Genomic DNA, 12,982 nt, shown 5'->3' on the forward strand with positions numbered 1-12,982 from the left:
GATGAGACGCGACCCACAGCAATGACAGTGACGCGCGAGGGCACCAAGGCGGGCATGTATCCAGCTCGAATCCAGGTTCAGAGTCGGCCGACGATGCGCCGAACCACCCGGTGGCTTCCTATCACCAACAGCAAATCCTCCATCACCAGCAACGGGCCGAGGAGCTCCTGCGTCAAGCCCGAGTGCATGATCAGATCGCTCGCGATCACGCCGCTATGGCTGACATTTACCGCAACAAGGCTTCAGCCGCTCGTGGCGACAGTCCAAAAGTTGCGTGGTTCGACCAACGGCACAAGGACTGAGCTGGTCGCTCTGGCCGCCGGCCACAGCCAAGCCCGACGACGGTCCGGTCCAAAATCACCCGCTGAACCCACCACGCCGACAAGCAGCGCGCTCACACTCATTGAGTCAGCCGGCAACCACCTCGGGTGTGTGCCAACAAGTACCCGCGATGTGGCGGCAGCGGTGGGGCGACCATAGCCGCCGCTCCGAGCGCGACGAAATCAGCCCAGCTAACATTCCTCCCCAATGACCTCACCTAGGCCCGCAGAACCGCCCGAAAACCCCAGCCAAGACCCGCCCGACCGCTGGGACCTGACGCCGTGGACCCCGCCGGCGGCGGGTCCGCAAACCGCTCCCGACGACACGAGCGCCTCGGTACCGGGGCCACCACCGCCATACGAAGGGGAGCCACCGCCACCGAGTGCGGTCCCGACACCGCCGCCAAGCTATCAGCCGCCGCCGCCCTACGTAGAGGGGGCTGCTGATGTGCCGCCACCTTATGTGACGTCACCAGTAGAATTCGGCGAAGACGGCTATCCGCGTGGAACTGTCACTTCTTGGGCGCAAGGTCTGCGCGAACTTAGAGCCTGGGACGCCCCCGCATCCGGCTTTTATCGACCGCTGTACCCCGACGATAGAACCGCCTCGGATTCGGCGCGTATTCCGGCCGAGCCCAGCCCCACGACCAATGCCCAGTACATGCGGGCTAAAGCGCAGTTCGAGGACAGATATTCCGCAAGCAACCTAGAGGATGCCCAGCTCCACACCAGACAAGCGGAGCGGCACCGAGACGCGCAGCAAATGCACACTCGGACCGAGGAAACGCGCCGGCGAGAAGCGCAGGAAACCCGCGACCAGTGGGCGCAGGCGGAGACGACGCACCGCAACCGCGCTTTGGAAAACGAGCGTTTTGTCAACGGCAAGTGAAAACTGATCAGGTTTCGGCAATCGAAAATTGACCAGCTTGGTTTCATTGGTCCTCGGCTGTGGTGGTGTGGCCGAGGTCTCGGTCTTTGATGCGGTAGCTGTCTCCTTTGAGGGCGATGACTTCGGCGTGATGGACGAGTCGGTCGATCATGGCGGCGGCGACTACGTCGTCGCCGAACACTTCGCCCCACCGCCCGAAGGGCTTATTCGAGGTGACGATGAGACTGGCCCGTTCGTAACGCGACGACACGAGTTGGAAGAACAGATTGGCGGCTTCGGGTTCAAACGGGATGTAGCCGACTTCATCGACAACCAGCAGGGGGTAGCGGGCCAGCCGCGCCAATTCGGCTTGCAGGGTGCTGTTGTGATGGGCGCGAGCAAGACGATCAACCCATTGCGAAGCGGTCGCGAACGCAACGCGGTGACCTGCTTGACAAGCGCGCATCGCAATCCCGATCGCCAGGTGGGTCTTGCCGGTCCCTGGTGGGCCGAGGAACACCACGTTGTCTTTAGCGGTGACGAAGTCCAGGGTGCCCAGATGGGCGATGATGTCGCGTTTGAGACCGCGGGCATGATCGAAGTCGAACTCTTCCAACGATTTACGTGATGGGAAGCGGGCAGCGCGGATGCGCCCTTCGCCGCCGTGAGATTCCCGAGCCGACACCTCACGCTGCAGACACGCCGCGAGGAATTCTTCATAGCTCCACGCTTCGGTTCGGGCGCGCTCAGCGAGACGTTCGATGGCCTCACGCAGCGTCGGGGCTTTCAACACCCGGGTCAGATACGCCAGCTCGGCGGTGACATCACGGCTGCTGGTCGCGGTCTTGGCAGCCATCACGCCACCGGCCCGTCAAGGCCCAACAAGGCGTCGTAATCAGCGAGACGGCGTTGTTCGACCTCCACGTGATGCGGTGGACCAACAACCTCGAGCCGTTTGCGCCGCAGCAGTTTCGCGGCCTGGACATGTTCGGGATCGCTGATCGTTTGATGTTTGGCCCAGATCCGGTCGTGGTCGGCGACCAGCGTGCCGTCACACCAGACCCGCACCCGGTTTAGATCTGCGATGATCTCGATACGGCGGCCGATCGCGGCCGGATGCACCGAGTAATCGTTGCTGTCGAGGCGCACGTAATGATCGCGAGGCAACCGCGTTGAGCGTCGCCATCCGATGCTGGGCCCAACCGGCGGCAATGCCAGCATCGCTGCGGTATCGGCGGCGATGCGATCTGCTGGCCGGCATCCCAGCACCCGATGCTGGCGGTGGTTGGCCCCCACCAGCCAGGCCTGCAACTGGATGTTGAAATCGGCTGGGGAGCCAAACACCCGCCCCGGCAAAAACGCCCGCTCCAAATAGTCATGGAACCGTTCAACCAGACCCTTGGCCTCAGGATCAGCGGGTTTACAGATCCCTACCGTGGTGGCCAAGGTCCCGCGGAAAGCCTGACATGCCGGGGTCAACTCTGGTCGGCGTGCCCGCCACCGCCCGACCGCGCCCTCACCATCCCACACCAACACCCGTGGAACCGCACCCAACGTCGAAAGATGCTGCCACCAACCGGCATACAAGTCTTCGGCAGCGCGTGTCGGAATCAACAGCGCCGAAGCCCACCGTGAATACCCACACACCATGGTCAACACCGGTAACGTCGCCGCCCTACGAACCTGGCCATACCCCACCGGCACCACAACATCGGGAAACCAGAAGTCACACTGCCCGACCTCACCGGCCACATACGTCGTCCGTGACACCGGATCCGGCGCCAAATACAGTGGCCGTAACTCACGCACCCGCCCACTCAGTGTGCGGATCGAATACGACCAACCGATCCGCTCAGCAATCACCGTCGCCGGCATCCGCGGATAGGCCGCCAACAACTCCCGAATCCGCGGCTCGGCCTCATCAGCAACAGAACCCCTCACCGCACGCCGATACTTCGGCGGCCCATCAGAAGCCAACGCCGACTTCACCGTATTCCGCGAAATACCCATCACCCGCGCAATCTCGGCAATCGGCAACTGCTCCGACCGGCGCAACCGGCGAATCTCAGCCCAATCCTCCACGTTCAACACCTGCCTCCTCCTTGACACATAGCCAAGGCACTCTAGGAAGCTGGTCAATTTTCAATTGCCGCCCACTGGTCAGTATTCAGTTGCCGCCGACACGTTTGGCCGAACGGCAGCGCGAACTGGCGCAGCAACATCAAAACAATCCCGTGCGCGCTCAGCAGCATCGCGATCTGGAACGCCGGTATCGGGATATGGCCGAGCAGGATTGGGCTCGCGCGAAAGAGTACAACCCGCGGTGGCAGCAGCTTCAGGAGGAGGCCGCACTCCATAAGAGTCTCGCGTTCGAGATCTGGTCAGAGACCGTGCTGCAACCGGGCGGGCCGGAAGACACCCAGCAGGTCGATGAAGCCACGCGGATGCATAGAGAAATGGCGACTCAGCTCGAGCGCGAAGCCGAGGTCGCCGAGGGGCATCAACGCACAGCAGAACGAACAGCGGAACGCAAAGAGTGAGAGGCACGACGAGCCCACGATCGCGCCGCGCAAAACGGGGTCCTAGCCGAAGAGCACGAGGCGCAGGCCAAAAGCAAGAATGATATCGCTCGAGATGCGCGCCGACGTGGGCGAGGATACCGAAACCTGGCTCAGCAGTTCGAGGATTCCACGCGTGGTCCAGGCTCACCGGGCGGCTCATCAGCCTCGGCTACAACTGGCGCGGGGCTACCGGCCGCGGCTGCGGGCACCAATTCCGCGAACACTGTGGTCCGCGACTTCGAGGGAATCTCTGAGGGGATCACCGGTATGCGGCGCGCTGTTTCGGAATCAGAGCTCGCGTTGGGTCGGATCGACCAGGCGCGGAATTCAATCGCGGCAGGTTCGGAAGGTCAGGCTGCAGGGGCCTCTCAAGAACGTTTAACCGAGCTGGCAGACGTTCGCCGCCGCATGATCGATGTCACCGTGCGCGCCTTGGACTATCTCGACCTGGCCAACACCGAATTCAGGCAATTTGACGACGACCTCGCCCAACGGTTCTTCAGCGGCTAAACCCTAGAAACTGCCGACGTGCCAATGACGCTGGCGACGAATCGGCAGCGCCAACAGTAGCCGAGTTACCGCGCGCGCAGCGTGATCTCGGAGATAGCCGTGCGGCTTTGCCCGTCGGTCTTTCCTAACGTGTTGATCCACACCAGCACATCGGAGGTCTTCTTCTCGCTTTTCACTGCGATGCGGTTGTGACCTGGCTGCAAGCGAACCGAGGGGGTCAGCTCGGTGGTATCGGACAGGCTGGTCGGACTCGTGCTGTCGGCGGCGCGGATCTGCACCTCGGTCCCCGTGCTGGGCACATCGACGGTGACCGTGCTCAGCGCGGTGAGCTCGGACAGTTGCAGCATCAGTCCTACCCCGTTCTTAAAGACGGGAAACGGCGCAGCGTCAACGTAGGTATCGGTTGGCCAGAATGTATTTGGGTCACCGTCGATAGCCAAACCGGCTTGCCCTGGGTGGTCGGGAGCGCCACCCGGAGAAAACACGGTGGCACGCTCCGGTGTCACAATCGGCCCAGAGCTCGCCCGCCGCCCGAATCCGTGGGCTACGAAGATCGCCGCCGCCGCGACCGCCGCGACCGCTATGAGGGCTCCACCCAAGATGACAGTTCTCGCCTTGTTGGGGGCTGAGCCGCCGACCGCTGCTGTTGCACTCGTCTTCGGATCTTTTCTCGCGCGCACTGAAAACGATCGACGTCGGCCCCGACGCGCAGCTGAATGGTTGATCACTTCTTCGGCCAACAAGACGTTGCCATCCCAAAGGCCGTCCACCTCAACCACGTCCCCCTCTGCGAGAGGCCCGCTGATCGACGCACCGCGAAGTTCGACTGGAACAACCGTGTGCGGCTGCCCTGACGACTGGTGTCGCTGCACGCGAAATGACCAGAGTTCTTCGGTGTCCCCGAGTCCGGCTGGGCGCTTGCGCACAGAAACCGCGGTACCGTGTTCTGTCCGCCGGTTCAGCCGCTTGGTGTGTGACGCCGTTGCGGAACCGCGCTCACCTTCCAGTTCACTCGGCGCCGTGCGCGCACCGGTGCCATGCTGCTGCGGTGTGCGCTCGGTTCCGGCCGGTGCACCCGGCCGCACAGCGAGTGCCTGGGCAAAATCCAAACATCGCGGATACCGGTGCTCGGGGTCTTTGGCCAGTGCCTTGGCGATCGCCGTGTCGAGGTGCGCAAGCTCGGGCTTACGCTCGGAAAGATTGGGCGGGGGCGTGGTGAGGTGATGGCCGACCACGACAGCACGATTCGCCTGATCGAACGGCGGCGCCCCGGTCAGCAGCTGGAAGGCCGTAGCAGCCAACGCATATTGATCAGCGCGGCCGTCAAGCGACTTGCTCGTTAACTGCTCGGGTGCAGCATAAGCGATGGTTCCGATCGCCATCTTGGCCTCGGTTAGACCGCGCATGTCATCTGTCTCTCGCGCAATGCCGAAATCGGTCAATAGCACTCGACGGCGGGTGCCATCGGACGGCAGCGTCACGAGGATGTTCGCTGGTTTGACATCGCGATGCAGCAGCCGCCGTTCATGTGCGAAGTCCAGCGCTTCAGCGACTGCCGTCACAATTTCCACAACGTCTTGTTGGGGCATGCCCGATGAGTAGCGCTGCTCTAGCAAATGACGTACGTCTGTTCCTTCGACGTAGTCCATCGAGATCCACAGCCGGCCGTCGAACTCGCCACGGTCGTGCACGCCGACGATATGCGGATGCCACAGTGTCGACGCCAGTTCTGCTTCGCGGTTGAATCTCGCCCGGAACTCCTCGTCTCCGGTTGCGTCGAGGGACAAGATCTTCAACGCGTCGAGCCGCGGCAAGCGAGGATGCTTGGCGAGGTAGACCTCTCCCATTCCACCGGCGCCAAGCTGCCGCTGAATGATGTAGCCGGCAAACATGTCACCGTCTTTCAACGGCATAGTCGAAAGCCTAGCCGGAATTGCACGACGGCCCGTGGTGTGTCCGTTAGCGGGGTTCCCCTTGCGGACCAAGCTGCTGTCGTTGGTGGCCGCGGAAACCGCGTAGCCGAAGCCTTCTCCCACCTGACCAGCGACCTTGCCGCACCAAATCGATAGGTCCCTCGCGGGCGGGGTCGCGTCTCATCGCTGGTGTAAATGGTCACGGGCGTAGGTTCCGTCGCAACCGACGAAAGCTATGAAGGAGGGGCTACGCCCGTGACCAAGCGAGTATCGCCGATTGAGCGTGTGCGTGTTGAGATGGATCAGTTGTTCGCCGCGACCGAGCGGCCGTTGACCGAGATTTTGGAGGAGGTCGGGCGGTTATCGGTGCGTCTGGTGTTTCAGGTCGCCGTGGAGGCCGAGGTAGAAGCAGTGTTGGGCCGAGCCCGTCACCAGCGTCGGGTTCAGGACGGCCCGGGCGGGTACCGCAATGGGTATCAACCGCCGGCGACGGTGAAGACCACGATGGGCTCGGTCGAATTATGCCGCCCGAAACTACGCGACACCGACGAGCGGTTCTGTTCGCGGCTATTCGGTGCCGGGGTGACGCGCACCCACGCTCTGGAGGCGTTGGTGATTTCGGGATGGGTGCGCGGTTTGTCGGATCGCGACATCGAGGCCGCGTTGGCCGAGGTGCTGGGCTCGCAGGCGGCGTTGTCGCGCTCGACGGTGAGCCGGATTTGTGCGGCCATCAAAGACGAGTTCGCTGCGTGGTCGTCTCGACGCCTTGATGAGCTGGTGTTGGACTACCTGTTCTTGGATGCCTCGAACTTTCGGATGCATCCCAACGCCCCGGCCGAGCCGGTGCTGGCCGCCTGGGGCATCTGCACCGACGGCAAGCCCCTGTTTATTGGGCTGGCCCCAGCCGCAGCGGAGTCGGCTGATGCGTGGGCCGACTTCTTGGCTGACCTGAGGAACCGGGGACTACGCCCGCCGCTACTGGGCATCTCCGACGGGGCGCCGGGCCTGATCGCCGCATGGGAGACCACGTTTCCGGCAAGCCTGCGTCAGCGGTGTCTGATCCATCGCTGCCGTAACGTCATCGCCAAGACACCTGTCGCGGTCCAGGACGAGATCAAAGCCGCGTTCTGGTCGATCTTCGATGACATTGACCAGCCACCCGGCCAGCAGGCCGTGGATGAAGCCACCCGCCGCGCCGAGGAGTTCACCACCACATACCGCGGGCTCTACCCAGCCGCGGTCGCTTGCCTGGCCAACGACTTCGCCTCGCTGAGCGTGCATTTGCGCTTCCCCCGCCAACACTGGACACGCATCCGCCATTCCAACCTCATCGAACGCACCTTCGGAGAATCCCGTCGCCGGGTCAAGGTCATCGGCCGCCTACCCGGCGAAACCAGCTGTCTGTCGCTGGTATGGGCCGTCCTCGACCGCGCCAGCCGCGGCTGGCGCGGAGTCACCCAAACATCAGCGACCAGCCGCCACCTCCAAGAACTACGCCACCAACTGCTCGAGCCACCCCGCCCACTGCATCCCCCCACCACAACAACCACGACCGACACCACCGCCGCGTAACATGACCACCAGGAACATGCGCCCAGCGTTTTTACACCAGTCCTAAGACGCCACCCCGGGCGGCGATCACTGCCATCTCTGCCGATATTGTCAATGGCTGTGGCTTGTGGTTCGTACTGACCTTGTTGGTTTCGTCTTCGTATTACGTTTTGGTACCGGGGGCTACGGGAAAGCCACGGCGTTCTGCTGGTCGAGACGCTCCATATCGTGGTTGCTGATGTCCAGCGCGCGCAGCGCCCCTGCAACGGCGGCGATAATACGTCGGTTGATCTGCTCTACCCGTATGAGTTCCTGCTGGGCGGCCTCCGCCACTGCACCGGAAAAATGTTGCTGCAGAGCAAATCTGGTTTGAACAGCGGCGTCTAAGTTGTTCTCGGCCCGGGCAGCGATCTGGTAAAGCTCGCGGACGCCGGCATCGATAGCGTCGTAGTCGTAGACCAGCACATGACCGCCACCCCCCATCGGCGGTGGCGGCGGAACATCGAAATGCTCGCCCAACAACTGATACGCGCGAGCGCGACTCTGCGCCTCAACCATCGGCTGCGTAGCACTCCTGCCAGCCTCCCATAGCCGTACCGCTTCGACGGTGGCTTGCTGCTGATCACCCCGCAACCTCTCGACCTGGCCATCAGCAACCCGGGCTGCCTGCTCGTTACCATCCAACCCCAGCCGTTGCAGCTCCCGCATGTTCTGCGCCTGCTGCTCGGCCTGCTCGGCCTTCTGTTCTGCTTGTCGTACCTGCTGGTAGCCCTGTTGCGCACTTCGCGCGGCGGTTTGTTCTCGGAGCCGATGCTGGCGCGCCTCCTGCTGGTGCCGTTCCGCGATTCTCAGGGCTTCCTGCTCTTCATCGCGGCCCATTCGCGCAAAAGCCCGCAGCTGGTTTGCCATCGCAGGATCCTGGTGTGTTTGCGAATCCTCCTGGAAACGATCACTCTGCTCTCGAATCCGTTCGGCCAAGGCACGAGCCTCTCGCTCGGAGGTCTCGGCTTTCTGCGCCTCCTCTCGGCTCTCCTCCGCTATCTGCTCATCGTCTTGCGCCCATGTCCGTAGCTGCGACGCCTCCTGCTGCTGTTGCAGTGCCTGCTGCTCGGCGCTCTGCAGGTGTTGTTGCCAGCTGCGGTGGTAGTCGGCGACTTGGGCGGCCTGGTCGGCTTCCCGGCGATAGCTGACTGCTTGGTCGCCAAGGACTCGGGCGCGCCGGTCCAGGTCGTCCAATGATTGTTGCATTTCAGCGAGGTTTTTTTGATGCGCTCGAACGAGATCAGACTGGATGCGCAGCTGGCTGTCGATCGCCGCCCGATACCGGCTAGCCGCGTCCTCGTCAACGGCAAAATGGTCAAACGGCGATACCTCGGGCAAACCGGGCACGTCTGCAGCAGAGGGCGGCAGGCTGCGTCCCGGCACAGCACCACCACCGACCGAGCCCGCACCTCTAGGGTCATTTCCAGCTGCTTGATCATTCTCTGGCACGCCGCTGACTCCTCACCGGAGAACATCAGGTCTGGCCGCGCCATGTCGTTAGCCGACTGTCCTCCGCAAAATTAGCTATGGCACCACCAAACATGTGACCGAATAATGGACCGCCATGCGACATCGCAGATGATCCTCGAACTACCGCAAGAATCCAGCGGTGGCGTCTTAGGACTGGTGTAAAAACGCTGGGCGCATGTTCCTGGTGGTCATGTTACGCGGCGGTGGTGTCGGTCGTGGTTGTTGTGGTGGGGGGATGCAGTGGGCGGGGTGGCTCGAGCAGTTGGTGGCGTAGTTCTTGGAGGTGGCGGCTGGTCGCTGATGTTTGGGTGACTCCGCGCCAGCCGCGGCTGGCGCGGTCGAGGACGGCCCATACCAGCGACAGACAGCTGGTTTCGCCGGGTAGGCGGCCGATGACCTTGACCCGGCGACGGGATTCTCCGAAGGTGCGTTCGATGAGGTTGGAATGGCGGATGCGTGTCCAGTGTTGGCGGGGGAAGCGCAAATGCACGCTCAGCGAGGCGAAGTCGTTGGCCAGGCAAGCGACCGCGGCTGGGTAGAGCCCGCGGTATGTGGTGGTGAACTCCTCGGCGCGGCGGGTGGCTTCATCCACGGCCTGCTGGCCGGGTGGCTGGTCAATGTCATCGAAGATCGACCAGAACGCGGCTTTGATCTCGTCCTGGACCGCGACAGGTGTCTTGGCGATGACGTTACGGCAGCGATGGATCAGACACCGCTGACGCAGGCTTGCCGGAAACGTGGTCTCCCATGCGGCGATCAGGCCCGGCGCCCCGTCGGAGATGCCCAGTAGCGGCGGGCGTAGTCCCCGGTTCCTCAGGTCAGCCAAGAAGTCGGCCCACGCATCAGCCGACTCCGCTGCGGCTGGGGCCAGCCCAATAAACAGGGGCTTGCCGTCGGTGCAGATGCCCCAGGCGGCCAGCACCGGCTCGGCCGGGGCGTTGGGATGCATCCGAAAGTTCGAGGCATCCAAGAACAGGTAGTCCAACACCAGCTCATCAAGGCGTCGAGACGACCACGCAGCGAACTCGTCTTTGATGGCCGCACAAATCCGGCTCACCGTCGAGCGCGACAACGCCGCCTGCGAGCCCAGCACCTCGGCCAACGCGGCCTCGATGTCGCGATCCGACAAACCGCGCACCCATCCCGAAATCACCAACGCCTCCAGAGCGTGGGTGCGCGTCACCCCGGCACCGAATAGCCGCGAACAGAACCGCTCGTCGGTGTCGCGTAGTTTCGGGCGGCATAATTCGACCGAGCCCATCGTGGTCTTCACCGTCGCCGGCGGTTGATACCCATTGCGGTACCCGCCCGGGCCGTCCTGAACCCGACGCTGGTGACGGGCTCGGCCCAACACTGCTTCTACCTCGGCCTCCACGGCGACCTGAAACACCAGACGCACCGATAACCGCCCGACCTCCTCCAAAATCTCGGTCAACGGCCGCTCGGTCGCGGCGAACAACTGATCCATCTCAACACGCACACGCTCAATCGGCGATACTCGCTTGGTCACGGGCGTAGCCCCTCCTTCATAGCTTTCGTCGGTTGCGACGGAACCTACGCCCGTGACCATTTACACCAGCGATGAGACGCGACCAATCCAGCTTATTGGCTGTTCGCTAACGTGTCCTGTTTTCATTTTGCGCTGTGCCCTCAACGGACGTAGGCACGCACAACTCAGTAAATCGATACCACTGGTATCGCATACTGATGGCTACACGTACCTGCGATACCGTCGGCCCGCGGCTCGGTACACTCCCGGCGTGACCGACTATCAGAACATCACCTTCGAGCAGTCCGGCCCGATTGGCCGTATCACACTCAATCGACCCGACGCCGCTAACGGCATCAACAACGCCATGGTCGCCGAACTCACCGACGCAGCACGCTGCTGCGACACCGACGCGACAAAGGTTGTCGTCATCACCGGGTCGGGGCGGTTCTTCTGCGCCGGAGGCGATCTCAAATCGGTTGCGTCGGCGCCCAGCCGCGGCAGCTACATCAAGCACCTGGCCGACGACCTACATCGGGCTATCTCGACATTCGCCCGGATGGACGCCGTCGTGATCACCGCGGTCAACGGCGCGGCTGCCGGAGCCGGGTTCAGCCTGGCCATCGCGGGCGATCTGGTGCTGGCCGCCGAATCGGCGTCGTTCACGATGGCCTACACCAAGGTGGGGTTGAGCCCCGATGGCAGCTCGACGTTCTATCTGCCGCGGCTTATCGGCATGCGCAGAGCACAGGAATTGATGCTGACGAATCGGACGCTAACTGCAGGTGAGGCGGCTGAGTGGGGCCTCGTAACCACAGTAACCCCCGACGCAGAGCTCTCTGCCGCGGTCGCACATCTCGCCGACAAATTCGCCTCGGGGCCGAGAAAGTCCAACGCCGCCGTCAAGAAGCTGCTGCTTTCCACGCTAGGAAACGGCCTCGAAGAACAGATGGAGTTCGAAGGCCGGTTCATCGCCGAGTGCGCCGACGCTGCCGACGGCCGCGAGGGGGTAGATGCCTTTCTCGCGAAACGACCAGCCGCGTTCAATCAATAGCCATATCAATCTGAAAGTACCGGGACGCCGCAGGCGTCTGAGGTTCGAGCTGGCTACGTCGCGCCGCTGTCGACGACGACTCAGCTGCAAGCCACGGCCTTGCGTCACGCGAAACGGCCGGCTTGCCCCCGTTGATCATGGATTCGGCCGCACAGGCAGACCAAACGGAGCGTTCACGCGGTTCGCACTTCGCTGTCTGCCGCAGCTGCGTCGACCCTACGCCGTGCGCGCACGCTGCCAGGCGTGTGCCCGGTCCAAGCGCGAAAGGCGCGATGAAACGAACTCAGCTCTTCGTAGCCGATGAGGAACGCGATCTCAATATCGGAAAGCTCGGTCGAGGTCAGGTAGTAGCGAGCTAACCGTTCACGGGTCCGGTCGAGAACCTCGCTAAACGAGTAGCCCTCAGTGGCAAGCCAACGCTGCAGCGAACGCGGGCTGACGTGCAGTTCTCCCGCGACCTCAGCAAGGGACCGGCGGCCAGCCGGCAACGCGGTGAGGAGCGCTGCGTGCACGCGGTCCGCCCACGTGGCATCGGCGTCTAGTGTCTCCAGGCGGCGGCGCAACTCGGGTTCGAAGATCTTCCACATCGCGTCATTGGCGGTAACAAAGGACCGCCGGGCATCAATAACGCTGAAGTGGATTTCGGGATGTGGTCCTACTTCTACGCGACTGTCGCCAAGGAACACCGCCAGCGCCTCTGCGTCTGGCGGCTCCTCGGATAGCACCAACCGCGTCGGGCGTATGTGTTGTCGAGTTCCGATGCGGGCCAAGGTCACCCAGAACAGCAACTCGAAGCGGACGAGCGCGGCCGGCGGCTCCGACGGCGCTCGCGACTCCACCCAGACGCTCAGCGTCTCCCCCTCCGCGATACCTAGGGTGACCGGATATAGCAGCCGCTTGTACGTCGCGATCCGCTCAGCGGCTACCCGCAAGTTCGGACTGCACAGGCCGGCGAAGATTGGCGCCGCGAAAGACTCGGCCGTCACCGTCCTAGCCACGGCGAGGGCAACATCGCCGCCTTCGTATGCTTGCTGTATCGCCGCCCACAACATATAGAACTGTACGGCGGTGAGCCGCGCATCGGGGCGGCTAAACAGATCCGAGGGCAGGTTTGCGCGCCGTAGGACCTCGGCGACGTCGACCCCGAGATCAGTCAGGATCACCCGCCATCCGGAGTCGACGGAGTAATTCCGCATCGCGGTCA

General features: G+C 63.1%; 11 protein-coding genes. 5 read left to right on the plus strand and 6 right to left on the minus strand.

Features of this window, described 5'->3' with window-relative positions; all coding sequences use genetic code 11:
- The first annotated feature begins 528 nt into the window (after positions 1-528).
- A complete protein-coding gene (locus ACO07W_RS20940) occupies positions 529-1,209 on the plus strand; it encodes a hypothetical protein (RefSeq protein WP_421845498.1) in 681 nt (226 codons plus the stop codon).
- 43 nt (positions 1,210-1,252) lie between these two features.
- On the opposite strand, the gene istB is transcribed toward ACO07W_RS20940, so the two are convergent.
- Together istB and istA are read right to left on the minus strand one after the other, a co-directional pair.
- Entirely contained in the window at positions 1,253-2,044 is a 792-nt protein-coding gene (gene istB, locus ACO07W_RS20945) for an IS21-like element helper ATPase IstB (RefSeq protein ID WP_421839995.1), read from the minus strand.
- A complete protein-coding gene (istA, locus tag ACO07W_RS20950; protein WP_421839994.1) occupies positions 2,044-3,279 on the minus strand; it encodes an IS21 family transposase in 1,236 nt (411 codons plus the stop codon). Before istA ends, istB begins: the two co-directional genes overlap by 1 nt.
- 95 nt (positions 3,280-3,374) lie before the next feature.
- Between istA and ACO07W_RS20955 the strand changes: the two genes are divergently transcribed.
- Complete coding sequence (locus ACO07W_RS20955; RefSeq protein WP_421845500.1) at positions 3,375-3,728, plus strand: hypothetical protein; 354 nt, start codon at positions 3,375-3,377, stop codon at positions 3,726-3,728.
- Positions 3,729-3,974: 246 nt separating this feature from the next.
- Entirely contained in the window at positions 3,975-4,259 is a 285-nt protein-coding gene (locus ACO07W_RS20960; RefSeq protein WP_421845501.1) for a hypothetical protein, read from the plus strand.
- Positions 4,260-4,324: 65 nt separating this feature from the next.
- Here ACO07W_RS20960 and ACO07W_RS20965 read toward each other — a convergent pair whose 3' ends face one another.
- Positions 4,325-6,172 carry a serine/threonine-protein kinase gene (locus ACO07W_RS20965; protein ID WP_421845502.1) on the minus strand — a complete coding sequence of 616 codons (1,848 nt, stop codon included), beginning with the start codon at positions 6,170-6,172 and terminating at the stop codon, positions 4,325-4,327.
- Between the two features lie 297 nt (positions 6,173-6,469).
- On the opposite strand from ACO07W_RS20965, the gene ACO07W_RS20970 reads away from it, so the two are divergent.
- Positions 6,470-7,744: an IS256 family transposase gene (locus tag ACO07W_RS20970; RefSeq protein WP_421840071.1), complete on the plus strand. Its 1,275-nt coding sequence runs from the start codon at positions 6,470-6,472 to the stop codon at positions 7,742-7,744.
- 162 nt (positions 7,745-7,906) lie between these two features.
- On the opposite strand, the gene ACO07W_RS20975 is transcribed toward ACO07W_RS20970, so the two are convergent.
- On the minus strand, positions 7,907-9,214 hold the full coding sequence (locus ACO07W_RS20975; protein ID WP_421845503.1) for a hypothetical protein: 1,308 nt from the start codon (positions 9,212-9,214) through the stop codon (positions 7,907-7,909).
- Between the two features lie 214 nt (positions 9,215-9,428).
- Complete coding sequence (locus tag ACO07W_RS20980; protein ID WP_421840071.1) at positions 9,429-10,703, minus strand: IS256 family transposase; 1,275 nt, start codon at positions 10,701-10,703, stop codon at positions 9,429-9,431.
- 292 nt (positions 10,704-10,995) lie between these two features.
- Here ACO07W_RS20980 and ACO07W_RS20985 point away from each other — a divergent pair, with 292 nt between their 5' ends.
- Complete coding sequence (locus ACO07W_RS20985) at positions 10,996-11,778, plus strand: enoyl-CoA hydratase/isomerase family protein (protein ID WP_421845504.1); 783 nt, start codon at positions 10,996-10,998, stop codon at positions 11,776-11,778.
- A 173-nt stretch (positions 11,779-11,951) separates the two neighbouring features.
- Here the strand turns inward: ACO07W_RS20985 and ACO07W_RS20990 are convergent, their stop codons facing one another.
- Complete coding sequence (locus ACO07W_RS20990; RefSeq protein ID WP_421845505.1) at positions 11,952-12,974, minus strand: AraC family transcriptional regulator ligand-binding domain-containing protein; 1,023 nt, start codon at positions 12,972-12,974, stop codon at positions 11,952-11,954.
- Positions 12,975-12,982: the final 8 nt, after the last annotated feature.

This window comes from Mycobacterium sp. (assembly GCF_965230835.1).
In the GTDB taxonomy this organism is placed as follows: domain Bacteria; phylum Actinomycetota; class Actinomycetes; order Mycobacteriales; family Mycobacteriaceae; genus Mycobacterium.

What these genes read in the sequence shown, in the direction of transcription:
- ACO07W_RS20990 (WP_421845505.1), bottom strand. Translation starts at nt 12,974, where the DNA reads ATGCGGAATTACTCCGTCGACTCCGGATGGCGGGTGATCCTGACTGAT.
- ACO07W_RS20940 (WP_421845498.1), top strand. Translation starts at nt 529, where the DNA reads ATGACCTCACCTAGGCCCGCAGAACCGCCCGAAAACCCCAGCCAAGAC.
- ACO07W_RS20980 (WP_421840071.1), bottom strand. Translation starts at nt 10,703, where the DNA reads ATGGATCAGTTGTTCGCCGCGACCGAGCGGCCGTTGACCGAGATTTTG.
- ACO07W_RS20970 (WP_421840071.1), top strand. Translation starts at nt 6,470, where the DNA reads ATGGATCAGTTGTTCGCCGCGACCGAGCGGCCGTTGACCGAGATTTTG.
- ACO07W_RS20965 (WP_421845502.1), bottom strand. Translation starts at nt 6,172, where the DNA reads ATGCCGTTGAAAGACGGTGACATGTTTGCCGGCTACATCATTCAGCGG.
- istB (WP_421839995.1), bottom strand. Translation starts at nt 2,044, where the DNA reads ATGGCTGCCAAGACCGCGACCAGCAGCCGTGATGTCACCGCCGAGCTG.